Genomic DNA, 15,935 nt, shown 5'->3' with positions numbered 1-15,935 from the left:
GGTTCAGCGCTTGCCGATGCCCTGGAGGGCGCGCAGGTACATGATCTGACCCGCGTGATAGATGTCGTGGGTGGTCGTCCGGATCAGGCGCATCGCCAGCGGCTGCGCCGGTCCGCCCCTGTACCAGGTGATCTGCTTCGAGAGCGCCGCGTCGTCCGCGGTCTGCGCCCGCGTGAGGAACTCTTCCGAGACCTGGAGCAGCTCGCGGCGGTCCCGGTCCCAGGCCGCGTCCCCGCCGCTCACGTCGCGCCAATCGGCGGCGGCAAGCTCTCGGCCGTCCGGCGGATCGCCGTTCCACGCGGCGAGTACGCCGCGCTTCCAGAGCGTGAGGTGACGGACGATCTGCCAGATCGAATGGCGCTCGGGGGAGGGTTTCCACGCGGCCTCGGCGGCGGTCAGCCCGCGCACCGCGCCGCGGAGCGGCGGCTGCCACTGCCACTCCTCGTCTTCCAGGGTCGTGTGGATGTGGTTCACGACGACTTCGCCGAGCCCAACCCTGCCGCTGTCGCTCACCGTCGCACCCTCCCGTCGCGGTCGACGCCGGCGCCGTAGGCGGCGGCACCCTCCGCGCTGACGTAGCCGTCGTCCAGGTCGGCCTGGATTTCCCCGGCCGGCCGGGCCGTCGGATCTCCGAAGCCGCTGCCGCCGGCGATCTCGATCGTCGCGCGCTCGGTCGTGCCGCGAAGCTCCGCGACCCCGACCGTGGCGCTCGCCTCTCGCACCTGTCCGTCTTCGACGACGAACGCGCGGGCGCGACGCCCCGGCTGTCCGCCGTGCAGACCCGGGGTAGACACGAGCATGCCGTGCGGACGGAAGTCGACCAGCACCGGGCTGGGGCTCGGCCGGCGCAGATGGATGCGGACGCGCTGCCCCAGGCCGCCCCGGTGCCGCCCGGGGCCGCCGGAATCAGCAATGAGCTCCTTGCACTCCACGACGAGCGGGGTCCGGCTCTCGAACATCTCGACCGAGACGTTGGCCGCCGACGTCGGATACAGCAGCGCGGACTTGCCGTCCCCGTGCGCGCTCGCGCCCTGGCCGCCCCCCTGGAACAGATGGTCGTTGAACGCGCGCCCGTCCACGTCGCGGCCGTAGCTGCCCATTCCGATCGGCAGGCCGGTAAACGCCTGCACGCGGTCCGGGAGCACACCGGCGAGCGCCCGGAAGACCGCGGGGCCGAGGTACCATCCGGTATGCGTGCGTTCGTTGACCGAAGCGGGATGCCGGCAGTTGAGGACCGAGCCTTCGGGCGCGATGACGTGAAACGGTCGGTAGCAGCCCGCGTTGGACCGGATCTCGGGCGTCAGGATCGATTTGAGCGCGTACGTCGTGTGCGCGGCGGTGTAGTGATAGGTGCAGTTCATCCCGCCCCGCGGCAGCTGCGGCGGCGCGCCGGTGAAGTCGGCGGTGATCTCGTCCCCGGCGACGGTGACGGCGCAGGGCAGGCGGAGGGGCTCGTCGAGGCCGTCGTACCACACCTCGCTGCGGTAGGTGCCGTCCGGCACCGCGCGGATCGCTTCCCGCATCGCCTGCTCGGCGCGGGCCTGCACGGTGTGCGCGAGCGCGGCGAGCGAGTCGAGGCCGTACTCGTCCATGAACGCCAGCAGCCGGTCCGCCCCGATCCGGTTGCTCGAGACCTGGGCCTGTACGTCCCCGAGCACCATCTCGGGCCGGCGGACGTTCGCGCCGATCATCGCCATCAGATCGTCGTTCAGGGCGCCTTCACGGTACAGCTTGAGCGGCGGGATTTGCAGGCCCTCGTCGTAGATTTCACGGGCGTTCAGCGAGTCGCGCGTGCCGCCGATGTCGGAGGCGTGGGCGATCGATCCGATCAGCGCGCACAGGCGCCCCCGTCGGAAGATCGGCGTCACGACGGCGAGGTCGTACAGATGCCCGGCGCACATCCACGGGTCGTTGGTTACAAGCACGTCGCCTTCGCGCAGCGTCTCCTTCGGGAAGGCGCGCAGCATATAGCGGACCGCGAGCGGCAGCGACAGGTTGAACACCGGCATCGACCGCGGCGAGTGGGCGATCGATTCGGCGTCCGCGTCGAGTACTTCGCAGCCGAAGTCCTGAGCCTCGCCGATGATCGTGCTGAACGCGGTGCGGAGGATCGTGATCCAGCATTCCTCCGCGATGTTGATGAGGCGGCTCCACATGATCTCGAGCGAGATCGGGTCGAACGGCGAATCGCCGGCCGCGGGCGGCCGCGTGGTGTCAGTCCGCACCATGCACACGCCCTCCGCGAACGGATGCGGGCTGCCGCGTCTGGCGGGCGACGGTCAGGCGGAGATTGCCCGACTCGTCCACCGCGAACGCGTCCCCCGGGCAGACGACCGTGGTGGCCTCGCGTTCCTCGATGATCGCCGGTCCGTCGGCCCGCATGCCCGGCCGCAATCGGCCGCGATCATAGACCGGTACGTCGACGAACCCGCCCGTCTCGGGAAAATACGCGGACCGCCGGCTCCGTACCGCCGTGCCGGCGTCGGCCGCTCCGGGTTCGCCCGTCCGCAGCCGCACGTCGGGTCGAGGTCCGGTGACGGTGAGGCGCCAGTTGAGCGCCTGAATCGGCCGGTCGGCGAGAAAGACGCCGTAGCGCCGCCGGTACTCCGCCTCGAACGCCGTGGCGAGACGGCCCGCCACCTCCGGTCCGAGCGGGCCGTCGGGTACCGATACCTCGATGTCGTGGAACTGTCCGAGCAGGCGCATCTCCGCGCGCCGCTCACGGAGGACGGCGCCGGGAGCCACGCCCGCGGCGGAGAGCGCCGCGAGGCCCTGCGCCTCCATCTCCGCGTAGAGCTCCGCCACGCGGTCCCAGGGCAGAGCGTCCAGCGGTCCGGGTAGGGAGTGCACAAGTTCCACGCTCACCGGGGCGATTAGGAGACCGAGCGCGGAGGCGACGCCCGAGGCCGGCGGCACGATGACCTCGGCCATGCCGAGAATGCGCGCCACGCGCGCGGCGTGCGACGGGCCGGCGCCCCCGAACGCGATCAGCGCGAACCGGCGGGGATCCTGGCCGCGCTCGATCAGGTAGACACGGGCCGCGGCCGCCATGCTTTCCACGACGATCTGGTGGATGCCCCACGCGGCGGCGACCGCGTCGAGGCGCAGCGGCGCTCCGAGCCGTTCGAGCGCGGCCGTGGCCGCCGGCCGGTCGAGCGGCATCGTGCCGCCGAGAAACGATGCTTCATCGAAGTACCCCAGCGCGAGGCAGGCGTCGGTCACCGTCGGCTCCTGCCCGCCGCGGCCGTAGCAGGCCGGTCCCGGCTCGGCGCCGGCGCTGTGCGGGCCGACCTTGAGCAGCCCGAGCGAGTCGATCCAGGCGATCGAGCCGCCGCCCGCGCCGATCTCCATCATATCCACCGTCGGCACCGTCACCGGCAGGCCGGAGCCGCGCTTGAAGCGGTGGACGCGGGCCACCTCCATCTCCGGCGCGATCGCCGCGCGCCCGTCGCGGATGAGGCAGATCTTCGCGGTGGTGCCGCCCATGTCGAATCCGACGACGTCGCGGAGCCCGAGCGGCCCGCCGAAGAACGCGGCGACGAGCGCGCCGCCCGCGGGGCCCGATTCGAGCAGCCGGATGGGGAACCGCCGGGCGGTCTCCGGGGAGGCGGCGCCGCCCGTCGACTGCATCAGCGTGAAGCGTCCCTGAAAGCCGCGGTCGGCGAGCGTCGACTCGAGGCGCCCCACGTAGCGGTCGAGGAGCGGCTGCACGTACGCGTTGCACACCGTCGCGCACGTGCGCTCGTACTCGCGAATCTCCGGCACGACGTCGCTCGAGAGCGACACCGCGAGACGCGGCGCGCCCGCCCGGATTGCTTCCAGCGCGGCGCGCTCGTTTGCCGGGTTGCGGTACGCGTGCAGAAACGAGACCGCGACCGCCTCGACGCCGTCCGCGGCGAGCCGCTCCGCGAGAAGCCGCACGGCCTCGCGGTCCAGCGGCGCGAGCACGTCGCCGTCGGCGGCGACCCGCTCGTCAATCTCCAAACGCCGGCGGCGGGACACCAGCGGTTCGGGGAAGCGCAGGAACAAGTCGTAGATGTCGTAGCGCTGCTCCTTGCCCATCTCTAAAATATCGCGGAAGCCCCGTGTGGCCAGCAGCGCGGTGCGCGCGCCCCGCCGTTCGATGATCGCATTGGTCACGAGGGTCGTGCCGTGCACGAGCACGGTGACGTCGGCGATGCCGGCTCCGACCGCCGCGCAGATCTCCTCGAGGCCGGCGAGCGCGGCGCGGGCGGGGTCCTCCGGCGTGGTGAGAATCTTGTGGAGGCGCAGCTCGCCGGTCGCTTCGTCGAGCAGCACCAGGTCGGTGAACGTGCCGCCGATGTCCAGTCCGACACGGTACGCGCGCGGAGAGCGGTGCGCAGCCCCCATCACGGACGTCGCGCCGCCGCTACGCGCGCGGCGCCGAATCGCGTGGAAACTCTTCGCGCCGCGCGACGAAACCGATGTAGTCGAGGTTCTGCGCCTCGACGCCGAGCTGCCTCAGCATCGCCATGACCTGCGCGCGGTGATGCACCTCGTGCATCAGCATCTGCACGCCGATCTCGGCCCTGCTCACCGTCGTGATCACGACCTTGTCGCCCTGCTCGAGCCGGCGCGTCACGGTCTTGCTCCAGTCCGAGATCTCGGCAAGGGTGGCTCTCGTCTGCGGCGCCTGCGCGGTCCAGGCTTTCTCGAGGGCCGCGAAGGTGGGCTGGCGCTTCTCGCCGACCGGGAAGTCGTCGCCGAGCGGGGGCGGGGGCAGGGGCTCCTCGCGGAGCCGCATGCTGTAGAACAGTTCGACGCGCGCGATCTCTATCAGCGTCGCGCGGATCGTTCCCATCCCGAACGGAAACGTCTTCGTGTACTGCTCCTGGCTCAGCGGCCGGACCCAGCCGAACAGCCGCTGCCGGGCCTGCGTCAGTACGTCGTAGACGTGCGCGTATTCCACCGCGGCACCCCCCGCGCGAGCGAGTCGGCGCCCGCCCGGCGGCGACGCCGGAGCGGGTGCGCCGTCTAGCCAATCACCGCCCGAACGACCTCCTCGACGGGGCCGTGGCGTCCCACGAACGTCGGCGTATCCCGCAGCGTGTACGGCCGGGCCGCGGTGCTGCGGAGCACCGTCACGAGCTCGGAGAAGCGGGGCAGGTCGTCGGTCTCGTAGCCGACGACGAACTCCCAGTCGGCGAGGCCGGTGCAGTAGAGCAGCAACTGGTCGATGTCGTCGAACCGGTGGCCGAGCCGTGCGTGCTCGGTCATCATCGCGCGGCGGTCCTCCGCGGACAGCTGATACCATTCGTGCGTCTTGCTAAACGGATAGACGACCAGAAACCGCCGGCGGTCGCCCGGGACCCGGACGCTCGTGCCGTCGCGGCCGGTATACTGCGACGGCCGGACGAAGCCCCATAGCGACCAGGTCAGCTCCAGGCTCGTGCGGGCGAGGATCGCCGCCGCGCGCTGAAACGCGTCCGCGTCGGCGGCCGCCACCCAGAAGCCGAGATCCGCATCTCCGCGGAAGCCCTGGAGGTTGTAGGCGTACACGGCGGCGATCCCGTCCGACCGGCCCGCCGCGCCGGCGGCGGCGGCCACCGCCTCGGCGGTTGTCGTATCCCGATGTCCGGACGGAACCCGGAAGAACAAGAATCCGTGAGCGCGGGGTGCGTCGGCCACTTCGTGCTCCTCTCTTCTAAAACGCTACGAACCCGGCCGAGAGTTCAGTGATCCGGTCGAGGATCTCCTGGGGCACCTTGAGGTCGACCGATTTCAGGTTCTCTTCCTGCTGCGCGACCTTCGTCGCGCCGACGAGCGCGCTCGTGATGCCGGGCCGCCGCATCACCCACGCGAGCGTCAGCTGCGCGACGGTGCAGCCGATCTCGGAGGCGAGGCCCGCCATGTCCTGCGCCAGGCGGAGGTTTTGGTCGTTGATCCGGTTGGCGAAGACGGGCTGCGTCTGGGCGCGCGACCCCTGCGGCGGCGGCGAACCCGGCTTGTACTTGCCGGTGAGCACGCCCCCCGCGAGCGGAAAGTAGGCGAGGATTCCGACGCCTTCCGCGAGGCAGCACGGGACGAGCTCTGTCTCGATACGCCGGTCGGCCGGCGAGTAGGCCGGTTGCACCGAGTCGAACCGGGCGAAGTTCCGCCGGTCGCTGACCCATAGCGCGCGGCAGAGCTGCCACGCCGCGTAGTTGGAGCAGCCGATGTAGCGGATCTTGCCCGCGCTCACCAGGTCGTCGAGCGCGCGCAGCGTTTCCTCGAGCGGCGTTTCGCCGTCCCATGTGTGCATCTGGTAGAGATCGATGTAGTCCGTCGTGAGGCGCGCGAGGCTGTGCTCCAGCTCGCGCATGATGTGCCGGCGGGACGCGCCCTTGTCGTTGGGGCCGTCGCCCATCTTCGACGCGCTCTTCGTCGCCAGCACGACGCGGTCGCGCCGGTCGCGGATCGCTTTGCCGATGATCCGCTCGGAGTTGGTTTCGGTGTAGATGTTCGCGGTGTCGATCAGGTTGACGCCGTGCTCGATCGCGTGGTGGATGATCGCGATCGAGGTCTGCTCGTCGGCCCGGCCGCCGAAGGCGTTCGTGCCGAGGGCGTACGCGGACACGTGAACGCCGGACCGGCCGAGCGTGCGGTAGATCATGAACACACCTCCGTACGGTCGCTCGGGGACTGCCTGGAATCATTGGCCGCCGCGGGCACGGGGGCCTGCCCGCGGCGGCGGGAGTCAGGCGCCGGCGCCGTCCAGCGCGGCACGGACGGCGCCGAGCAGCGCCGGCTCCGGATGGACCACGAGCCGGACGGGAACCCGGGCCACGAGATCGGAGACGCGCCCCTTGCGTGTGAACGCCCGCATGAATCGCCCGTCGACAAATGCCGAGGCGATTTTCGGCGGGATGCCGCCCGCCAGGTAGACGCCGCCCGTGGCCAGGACTTTCACGGCAAGGTTCGCGGCTTCGGCGCCGAGGATGTCGATGAACAGATCGAGTGTCTGCCGCGCGATCGGACACGGCCGCTCCCGATCCAGTGCCGCGGCGGCGATGACGGGCGCCGGATCGTCCGCGGCCGCGAGCCGCGCGGCCAGCCATTCCGGCTCGGGCAGGCCGCGCGCTTTCAGGAACCTGTAGAGGTGCGGGATCCCCATGCCCGAGCAGACCCATTCCACGCTCACGTGCGCCACCGTCGGGCGGAGAAAGGCCAGGAGCTCCGCGGCCAGCTCCGTCGGCGGGGCGAAATCGCTGTGGCCGCCTTCGGAGGGATAGGCGCGGTATCGCGTCCCGTCCCACGTGAGAAAGGCCTGGCCGAGTCCCGTGCCCGGCGCGATGACGGCGATCGTTCCGCCGAGTTCGGCCGCTCCGCGGTTGATGACCCGTGCGTCGCGCGGTCCGAGTGCCGGCACCGCCCACGCAGTCGCGACGAGATCGTTCAGCAGCCGTACAGTCCGCACGCGGAGCGACCGGCGCAGGGCGGTCTCCGAAATACGCCACGGCAGGTTGGTGATCTCGGCCCGGCCCTCGACGACCGGCCCCGCCACCCCGAAGACCGCCCGACCGGGCCGAGCCCCGGTGCGCCGCAGATACTCGCGTGCGATGGCGTCCAGCGCGGGAAAGGACGCGCTCGGGTACGTCGCCCGTTCGATCAGCCGAACCGTCCCTCTCGGGTCCCGGCCACGCCGGTGCCGAACTTGCCGGGCGGCGGCCGGGGACCGCCCAGCCGCGGGCTCGTAGAGGGCGAGGCGGGTTTTGGTGCCGCCGGCATCCCCCACCAACAACAGTTCGCGTCCGGCCATGCCAACCGCTCCGGCGCGGACGCGTCACGGTCCTGCAGGAGCCGCGAAGGCGGCGGGGGCCCTGCGCAGACAGGGCAGGAGCCGCGACGGCGGCGGCCGCCCGCAGGACTCCCCCCGGGTACCGCGAAACATCGCGGGCGTCCTCGGCGTAGAGAAGCGATAAGGAGTTGGTGCGCCGGGGTCGCACTTAGCGGCGCATCCCCGGAATACGTCGTGAGAAGGGGGCCACGGAATGGCAGACCGCGACACCGCGCAACTGCTTCGTGAATTCACGACCGGGCGGCTCACCCGCCGGCAGGTCGTGACCCGCATGATGGAGGCGGGGTTCGGCATCGCCGCGATCTGGGCGCTGCTGGATCGGGCGACCGCGCTGCCCGCGCGGGCCGCCGCCGGAGGACGCGGCTCGCAGGGGACGGTGAAGCTGCTCTACTGGCAGGCGCCGACGATCGTCAACCCGCATCTGGCGCAGGGGACCAAAGACTTTCACGCATCGCGCGTCGCCCTTGAACCGCTCCTGACGGTGACGACCGGCGGCGTTTTCAGCCCGGTGCTCGCCACCGAGGTGCCCTCTGCGGCCAACGGCGGCCTGGCGGCGGACGGACGGTCGGTGACATATAGATTGAAGCGCGGCGTCAAGTGGGGCGACGGCCGGCCATTTACGTCGGACGACGTCGTGTTCACGTTCAACTTCATCCGGAACAAGGAGTCCGGCGCCACGACCTACGGCACCTACGTCAACGTGGCCAAGGTCGAGCCGGTCGATCCCTACACGGTCAAGATCACCTTCAAGGATCCCACGCCCGCGTGGTACCTGCCGTTCGTCGGCGAACAGGGGATGATTCTACCGCGGCACGCGCTCGACGCCTACGTCGGCACGAACGCCCGCAACGCGCCGTTCAACACCAAGGCGTTCGGCACCGGCCCCTACAAGGTAGAGACGTTCCGGCCGGGCGACCTGGTCGTGTACTCCATCAACGAGTACTACCGCGATCCGGCGAAGCCGGCGTTCAGCCAGGTCCAGATCAAAGGCGGCGGGGACGCCACGTCGGCGGCCCGCGCCGTTCTCGAGACCGGCGAGTACGACTACGCCTGGAACATGCAGGTCGAGTGGCCGGTGCTCGAGCACATGCTGCAGGGCAGCAAGGGGGCCATCCTCACCGAGGGGGGCGGCGGGGTCGAGCAGATCTACTGCAACCAGACCGATCCGAACAAGGAGGTCGACGGCCAGCGCTCGTCGATCAAGGCGCCGCACCCTTTCCTCACAGACGCGAAGGTCCGGCAGGCTCTCAGCCTGGCCGTCGACCGCGTCACGATGGCCAAGCAACTGTACGGTGAGGAGGGAGATGCGACGTCGAACGTGCTGACGACGCCGTCCAAGCTCGCGTCCAAAAACACGAAGATCGCCTTCGACATCGATCGCGCCAACAAGATGCTCGACGAGGCCGGCTATGCGAAGGGACCGGACGGCGTCCGCCAAAAGGGCGGCGTCAAGCTGCAGGTCACGTACGTGACGAGCGTCAACACGCTGCGCCAGAAGGAGCAGCAGATCGTCAAGGAAGGCTTCGCCAAGATCGGCGTCACCGCGACGCTGCAGTCCGTCGACGCCGGCGTGTTCTTCAGCAGCTCACCGGGCAACAACGACACATACGCGCACTTCTACCGGGATCTCGAGATGTTCACCTCGACGTTCGGCTCGCCGTTCCCGAGCTCGTACATGGCGCGCTTCTACAGCGGCGTTCCGGCGCACGACATCCCCCAGAAGGAGAACAACTGGTCGGGTATCGACACGCCGCGCTGGCAGAGCAAGGAGTACAACGCGGCGTACGATCAGGCGCTGAAGGAACTGGATCCGAAGAAGAACGACGCGCTCTGGGTCAAGATGAACGACCTCGTCGTGGACGCGGGGGTGTCGATCCCGCTGATCGACCGCAAGTCGGTGGCGGTCCGCGCGAGCAGTCTCGACGTGGGCCGCAACATGAGCGCATTCGACAGCGAAACGCGGAACATCGCGGACTGGCGCCGGAAGGCGTAGGGAGGGGACCACGATGCGCAACGACGATCTCCGCAAGTTGCTGACGGAGTACCGCACCCACCGCCTGTCGCGGCGGCAGGTGATGACGCGGATGGGCGAACTCGGCCTCTCGCTCGGCGCGGCCTGGACGCTGCTCGACCGGGCCACGGCGCTGCCGGCTCGTGCCGCGGCCGCGCCCGGCCGCGGCACGCAGGGCACGCTCAAGCTGCTCTACTGGCAGGCGCCCACGATCGTGAACCTGCACCTGGCCAACGGCACCAAGGACTACCATGCGTCGCGGATGGTGATGGAGCCGTTGCTGAGCGCGGACAGCGCCGGAAACTTCACGGCGGTGCTGGCCGCCGAGGTGCCGACGATCGCCAACGGCGGAGTGGCCAAAGACGGCCGCTCCGTCACCTACAAACTCAAGCAGGGCGTGAAGTGGGCGGACGGCCGGCCGTTCACGTCGGACGACGTCGTGTTCACCTACCAGTACGTGATCAACAAGGCGACCGGCGCGACCAGCTACGGCAGCTACACGAACATCGCCAAGGTCGAGCCGATCAATGCCTATACCGTGAAGATCACGTTCAAGGACCCGACGCCGTTCTGGTACATCCCGTTCGTCGGCTCGTACGGGGCGATCGTGCCGCGCCACGCGCTCGACGCTTACGTCGGCTCGAACGCGCGCAACGCGCCGTACAACCTCAAGTCCTTTGGGACGGGGCCGTACGTGGTAGACTCGTTCCGGCCGGGCGACCTCGTCGTCTACAAGCCCAACCCGTACTATCGCGACCCGAACAAGCCGGCGTTCAGCCAGGTGCAGATGAAGGGCGGCGGCGACGCCACCTCCGCGGCGCGCGCCGTCTTCGAGACCGGCGAGTACGACTACGCCTGGAATCTGCAGGTCGAGTGGCCGGTACTCGACCACATGATCGCCGGGGGGAAGGGCGTTCTCCTGACGGAGCCCGGCGGCGGCGTCGAGTGCCTCTACCTCAACGAGACCGATCCGAGCAAGGACGTCGATGGGCAGCGGTCGTCGATCAAGACGAAGCATCCGTTCCTGTCGGACCTGAAGGTGCGGCAGGCGCTCGCGCTCGCGGTCGACCGGCAGACGATGGCGACGCAACTGTACGGCCAGACCGGCGACCCGTCGCCGAACCTGCTGACGACACCGAGCAAGTACTATTCCAAGAATACGAAGATGACGATGGATCTCAACCGGGCGAACAGTCTGCTCGAGGAGGCCGGCTGGAAGCGCGGGCCGGACGGCGTGCGCGCGAAGAACGGCGTCAAGATGGAGATCGCGTACGTCACGAGCGTAAACAGCCTGCGGCAGAAGGAGCAGCAGATCGTCAAGGCAGGCTTCGATCAGCTCGGGGCCAAGGTGACGCTGCAGTCGGTCGACGCCGGCGTCTTCTTCAGCAGCTCGCCCGGCAACAACGATACGATCGCGCATTTCTACCGCGACATCGAAATGTTCACGGACTCGTTCAGCCTGTCGCCGATTCCGTACATGCGGCAGTGGTACAGCGGCGATCCGGCGCGCGACATCGCGCAGAAAGAGAATGAGTGGTCCGGCCAGAACCTGGTGCGCTGGCAAAACGCCGACTACAACAAGACGTTCGACGAGGCGCTCAAAGAGCTCGACCCGCAGAAGAGCACCGAGCTCTGGATCAAGGCCAACGACATCGCCGTCGACCAGGTGGCCGGGATTCCGCTGATCAACCGGAAGGACGCCGCGGCGCGGGCGAAGACGCTGGATACCGGCAAGAACATGACGGCGTTCGACGCTCAGACGTGGAACGTCGCGGACTGGAAGCGCGTGGGGTAAGATCGTGCCGGGCCCGGCGGCGGTGGTTTCCGCCGCCGGGCCCGGTGTTCAATCCGCGTAGGACGCGATGACGAAGTATATCTTCCGGCGTCTGCTGACGTCCATCCCCACGCTGATCCTTATCAGCATGGCGGTGTTCGCCATCGTGGCACTGGCCCCGGGGGACCCGCTGGCGGGACTCGCGACCAACCCCGACGTGCCGCCCGAGGTACGCCAAAACATCCTCCATCAGATGGGGCTCGACCAACCGCTGCCGATCCGGTACGTGAAGTGGGCCGAGTCGTGGGTGGTCGGCAACTGGGGTTACTCGTTCGCGAGCCACATCCCGGTGACGCGTCTCCTGCTGCAACGCCTGCCCACCGACCTCTGGGTGCTCGGGTCCGCCTACCTCTTCGCCGTGGTGATCGCCATTCCGGTCGGGGTGATCTCCGCGGTGCGGCAGTATTCGCTGCAGGACCAGGTCGCGACGACGTTCGCGTTCATCGGCTATTCGCTGCCGACCTTTTTCACCGGGATCCTGATGATCATCATCTTCAGCGTGAAGCTGCGGTGGCTGCCGTTCATATACAACGTGCAGGTGCACGACCCGATCGGCTTCCTCAAACAGGCGGTCATGCCCGTGGCGGTGCTGGCGCTCTTCCAGTCCGCGTCGCTCACCCGGTTCGTCCGGTCGTCGATGCTCGACAACGTCGGCTTGGACTACGTCCGCACGGCGCGGGCGAAGGGGCTGGCCCGGGGACGCGTGATCCGGCGCCACGTCCTGCGCAACAGCCTGATTCCGGTGGTCACGCTCATCGCGCTGCAGCTGCCGGGCGTGTTCACCGGCGCGGTGGTGACCGAGCAGATCTTCCGCGTGCCGGGAATCGGGTCGCTGTTGATCGCGTCGCTGCAGAACAGCGACACCCCTGTGCTGATGGCGATCGCGTTCGTGGCGGCGATCCTCGTGGTGCTGCTCAACCTGGCGGCCGACGTCATCTACGGCACGCTCGATCCGCGGATCCGCTATGGCTAGCACCCGCTCCGACCGTGTCGCGCCGCTCGGCCCGATCGCCACGCGCATGGCGATCGAGCGGCAGCGCCACGCCAGGACCCTGTGGAGCGACGCCTGGCGGCGCTTCCGCCGGCACCGCCTGGCGATGGCCGGCGCGGCGACGTTTCTGCTGCTGACCTTCGGGTGCGTCGTCGGGCCCTTCGTCTACCGCGTGCCGATCAACTCGATCGATTTCGGGCACTCGATGTCGCCGCCGAGCGCGGCCCACCCGTTCGGGACGAACGATCTCGGACAGGACATGCTGGCCCGCGTGCTGTACGGCGGCCGCATCTCGATCGCGGTGGGCTTTGCCGCCATGCTGACCTCGATCACGCTCGGCGTGCTGGTCGGCGCGGTCGCCGGGTTCTTCGGAGGCCACGTCGACAACGTATTGATGCGCGTCACCGATATGTTCCTGTCGTTTCCCGCGCTCGTGCTCCTGCTGCTGATCGTCTACCTCTTCCACGATCCGATTACGCACCGCTTCGGCACGCAGGTGGGCACCTTCGTGCTGATCGTCGGGGTGATCGGCATCCTCAACTGGATGCCGACGGCGCGCCTCGTGCGCGCCGGCTTCCTGGCCGTCAAGGAAAAAGAGTTCGTCGAGGCGGCGCGCAGCGTCGGCGTCGGGCCGGCCCAGCAGATGATGCGCCACATCCTGCCCAACGTCCTCAGCCCGGTGATCGTGGCGGGCACGTTGTCGGTGGCCGCGGCGATCTTGCTGGAATCGACGCTCTCGTTCTTAGGCTACGGCTTTCCGCCGGACGTACCGACCTGGGGCCGGCTGCTCTTCGACGCTCAGAACTACCTCGACCTTGCGCCCCACATGGCGCTCTTCCCCGGCGTTATGATCTGCCTCGCCATCCTGTCCATCAACTACGTCGGCGACGGCCTCCGGGACGCGCTCGACCCGACGCGCGTGTTCTAGGATCATCTGAAGGCGCATCCGCTCATGACGGCGCGCCGGTGCACGGCGGCGCCTGTTGAGAAGGAAGAGACATCCTCTCCCGCCGAACCAGGGCCTGCCATTCCCAACCGTCCGCTCAGAAGCCCGTCGGAGGTGTACCATGACCAGTTCCGCAGGCTCGGGCCGGTCCCGCGTCACGCTCACGGCCATCAAGGCGGACGTCGGCAGCATCGCGGGCCACACGCAGCCCAGCCCCGAAATGCTGCAGGCCGCGTCCCAGATGCTCGAGGCGCGCCGCGGGGCGTCGCTGATCGACTTCCGCGTTACGCACACCGGCGACGACATCTGTCTGCTGATGACGCACAAGCGCGGCGCGGGCTCCGAGGAGGTCCACCGCCTCGCCTATGATGTCTTCATGGCGGCGGGGTCGATCGCCGAACGGCAGGGCCTCTACGGGGCGAAGCAGGATTTGCTGAAGAGCGACTTCTCGGGCAACATCCAGGGCATGGGCCCCGGCGTCGCGGAGATGGAGATCACCGAACGCGCGGCCGAGCCGTTCATGGTGCTGACCGCGGACAAGACGGAGCCGGGTGCCTTCAACCTGCTGCTGTACCTGACGTTTTGCGACCCGATGTACTGCTCCGGCCTGCTGCTGAGTCCGGACATCGGCAAGGGGTTCACGTTCGTGGTCGTGGACGTGAACCACACGGCGGCCGAGCGCGAGATCACGCTGCATGCCCCCGAGGACCTCTACGATCTCGCGACTTTGCTGCGCGACACCGGCCGGTTCGTCGTGAAGAGCATCCACTCGCGGGCGCACCCGGAGGAGCAGGGCGCCGCGCTCAGCACGACGCGGCTCAAGCACATCGCCGGGCGGTACGTCGGGAAGGACGATCCCGTCGCGATCGTCCGGACGCAGCGGATCTTCCCGGCCACGGAAGAGTTCGGGCTCGCGTTCAGCAAGATTCCGTTCGTCGCCGGCGATACCCGCGGCAGCCACAACATGCCGCTTGCGCCGGTGCCGATCAACACCGATTCCAGTATCTTCTACTGTCTGCCGATGGTCTCCGCCGCCGGATACTCCGTGCGCGACGGCGTGCTCACCGGGCCGGTGGACTTGTTCAAGAACCCGGTGTGGGACGTCTTCCGGAACAAGGCGGTCGAGAAGGGCGCGGAGATCCGGTCCCAGGGCTTCTTCAATCCGGCGATGCTCGGGATGGAAGAGCTCGAGTACGGCGGGATCATGGAGCGCCTCAAGAATCTGGACGGCCGGTTCGTACTGGACGGGCATGTGTCCGAGAAGCGGGCGGTGAAGCCCCTCAGCTGATCCGCGCCCGCACGCGGTCCTGCCGGACCCGGGCCGAACCCCCCGGGTCCGGCCGCTTTTGCGGACGCTCTTTTCGCGTAACTTTTCGTGGAATCACCTGCACTGCACGAGATCGGCGGGAGGAGTCCCACCCCGATCCCCGAATACCCGGTGCCGCGGTCTTCACACCCGGCTTCGCACCACAAGATCGGGGATTTCTCGCCGGAGGATTTGATGTCGCTGCGGGCGGCCGCTCTGACGCTGGTGCTCCTCTTCGCCCGGCCCCTTCCGTCCCTGGGCCAGGCGTCCCCGCCGCATCTCCTCATCAACGACACCGACGTCACGCAGGGGGTTACTCCGCAGATCCAAGACGGCGTGTTGTTGCTTCCCGCCGATCTGATCGCGCGGGCGTTCGTCGCGTCGGCGACGTGGGATCAGGCCGCGCAGACGCTCACGCTCACCGGCGCGGCCGGCAGGGTGGTGCGCATCGTGCCGGGCCAGACGCGCGCGCTGGTCGAGGGGACTCCGTGGGATCTCCCGGTGGCGCCCGTCCTCCGCGACGGGGCCGTGTGGGCGCCCGCGGTAGCGCTGCTGCGAGCGCTCGGCGCGTACGTGGTGGACGGAGACGACGGGCACACCCAGATCGCGCTCGCCCAGGTCATGAACGTCACCTGGCGTCCGGACGGCGCCGGTCTCGCCGTGCGGGTCACCGCGACCGGCCCGGTGCGAGTCGCCGTGCACCTGCTCCACCTGCCGGAGCGTCTCGTGGTCGACGTGGCCGGCGCGGTCTCCCGACTCCCAAGCGTTCCGCAGGATGTCGGCACGGCGGGCGTGACGCGCGTGCGCGGCGGACAGTTTCAAGTGCATCCGTTCATTACGCGGATCGTCTTCGATCTAGATCACGCGTTGAAATTCGCCGTGGCCTCGCGTCCCGGTGAAATCGCGCTCGCCCTCGGCGATGCGGCCGCGCCCCCCGGCGCGCAGGTTGGTCCCGCACCGGCGCCGCCGGCACCCGCCGCGTCTCCCGCAGCGACGCATCCGCCCGTCGCGGTCACGGCGCCGCGCGCGCCGGCGCCTGCGGCCCCGGC

The 15,935-nt window shown here is 69.1% G+C and carries 13 protein-coding genes; 6 read left to right on the top strand and 7 right to left on the bottom strand.

The window, feature by feature from the left end:
* Window positions 1-3 precede the first annotated feature (3 nt).
* From VFL28_00605 to glk, 7 genes are all read right to left on the bottom strand, one after another.
* On the bottom strand, window positions 4-513 hold the full coding sequence (locus tag VFL28_00605) for a DinB family protein (GenBank protein HET7263139.1): 510 nt from the start codon (window positions 511-513) through the stop codon (window positions 4-6).
* Window positions 510-2,228 (bottom strand): hydantoinase B/oxoprolinase family protein, encoded by a 1,719-nt coding sequence (locus VFL28_00600; protein ID HET7263138.1) that lies wholly within the window; start codon window positions 2,226-2,228, stop codon window positions 510-512. The genes VFL28_00605 and VFL28_00600 overlap by 4 nt, the downstream gene beginning before the upstream one ends.
* Window positions 2,215-4,371: a hydantoinase/oxoprolinase family protein gene (locus tag VFL28_00595; GenBank protein ID HET7263137.1), complete on the bottom strand. Its 2,157-nt coding sequence runs from the start codon at window positions 4,369-4,371 to the stop codon at window positions 2,215-2,217. Before VFL28_00595 ends, VFL28_00600 begins: the two co-directional genes overlap by 14 nt.
* Window positions 4,372-4,390: 19 nt before the next feature.
* Window positions 4,391-4,930, bottom strand: coding sequence for a DinB family protein (locus VFL28_00590; protein HET7263136.1), 540 nt, complete (start codon window positions 4,928-4,930; stop codon window positions 4,391-4,393).
* Window positions 4,931-4,995: 65 nt separating this feature from the next.
* Window positions 4,996-5,649: a chlorite dismutase family protein gene (locus VFL28_00585; GenBank protein ID HET7263135.1), complete on the bottom strand. Its 654-nt coding sequence runs from the start codon at window positions 5,647-5,649 to the stop codon at window positions 4,996-4,998.
* Window positions 5,650-5,665: 16 nt separating this feature from the next.
* Window positions 5,666-6,613, bottom strand: a complete 948-nt coding sequence (locus VFL28_00580; protein ID HET7263134.1) for an aldo/keto reductase — start codon at window positions 6,611-6,613, stop codon at window positions 5,666-5,668.
* Window positions 6,614-6,697: 84 nt separating this feature from the next.
* Window positions 6,698-7,759 (bottom strand): glucokinase, encoded by a 1,062-nt coding sequence (glk, locus tag VFL28_00575; protein ID HET7263133.1) that lies wholly within the window; start codon window positions 7,757-7,759, stop codon window positions 6,698-6,700.
* Window positions 7,760-7,991: 232 nt separating this feature from the next.
* Here glk and VFL28_00570 point away from each other — a divergent pair, with 232 nt between their 5' ends.
* The 6 genes from VFL28_00570 to VFL28_00545 all read left to right on the top strand — a co-directional run.
* Window positions 7,992-9,791, top strand: coding sequence for a peptide ABC transporter substrate-binding protein (locus VFL28_00570; protein HET7263132.1), 1,800 nt, complete (start codon window positions 7,992-7,994; stop codon window positions 9,789-9,791).
* 13 nt (window positions 9,792-9,804) lie between these two features.
* On the top strand, window positions 9,805-11,604 hold the full coding sequence (locus VFL28_00565) for a peptide ABC transporter substrate-binding protein (GenBank protein ID HET7263131.1): 1,800 nt from the start codon (window positions 9,805-9,807) through the stop codon (window positions 11,602-11,604).
* Window positions 11,605-11,671: 67 nt separating this feature from the next.
* A complete protein-coding gene (locus VFL28_00560) occupies window positions 11,672-12,616 on the top strand; it encodes an ABC transporter permease (GenBank protein HET7263130.1) in 945 nt (314 codons plus the stop codon).
* A 46-nt stretch (window positions 12,617-12,662) separates the two neighbouring features.
* Entirely contained in the window at window positions 12,663-13,562 is a 900-nt protein-coding gene (locus tag VFL28_00555) for an ABC transporter permease (GenBank protein ID HET7263129.1), read from the top strand.
* Window positions 13,563-13,701: 139 nt separating this feature from the next.
* Window positions 13,702-14,868: a fructose 1,6-bisphosphatase gene (locus VFL28_00550; GenBank protein ID HET7263128.1), complete on the top strand. Its 1,167-nt coding sequence runs from the start codon at window positions 13,702-13,704 to the stop codon at window positions 14,866-14,868.
* 213 nt (window positions 14,869-15,081) lie between these two features.
* The coding region (locus VFL28_00545) for a stalk domain-containing protein (GenBank protein ID HET7263127.1) at window positions 15,082-15,935 on the top strand (854 nt) is incomplete at its 3' end.

Source organism: bacterium (assembly GCA_035691305.1).
Lineage (GTDB): Bacteria > Sysuimicrobiota > Sysuimicrobiia > Sysuimicrobiales > Segetimicrobiaceae > DASSJF01.
Note: the sequence above shows the minus strand (reverse complement) of the source record. Positions and strands in the feature narration are given on the sequence as shown.

Bases quoted from the DNA above. Each gene is read 5' to 3' on its own strand.
- VFL28_00600 (HET7263138.1), bottom strand. From the start codon at position 2,228: ATGGTGCGGACTGACACCACGCGGCCGCCCGCGGCCGGCGATTCGCCG.
- VFL28_00595 (HET7263137.1), bottom strand. From the start codon at position 4,371: ATGGGGGCTGCGCACCGCTCTCCGCGCGCGTACCGTGTCGGACTGGAC.
- VFL28_00580 (HET7263134.1), bottom strand. From the start codon at position 6,613: ATGATCTACCGCACGCTCGGCCGGTCCGGCGTTCACGTGTCCGCGTAC.
- glk (HET7263133.1), bottom strand. From the start codon at position 7,759: ATGGCCGGACGCGAACTGTTGTTGGTGGGGGATGCCGGCGGCACCAAA.
- VFL28_00570 (HET7263132.1), top strand. From the start codon at position 7,992: ATGGCAGACCGCGACACCGCGCAACTGCTTCGTGAATTCACGACCGGG.
- VFL28_00565 (HET7263131.1), top strand. From the start codon at position 9,805: ATGCGCAACGACGATCTCCGCAAGTTGCTGACGGAGTACCGCACCCAC.
- VFL28_00560 (HET7263130.1), top strand. From the start codon at position 11,672: ATGACGAAGTATATCTTCCGGCGTCTGCTGACGTCCATCCCCACGCTG.
- VFL28_00555 (HET7263129.1), top strand. From the start codon at position 12,663: ATGGCGATCGAGCGGCAGCGCCACGCCAGGACCCTGTGGAGCGACGCC.
- VFL28_00550 (HET7263128.1), top strand. From the start codon at position 13,702: ATGACCAGTTCCGCAGGCTCGGGCCGGTCCCGCGTCACGCTCACGGCC.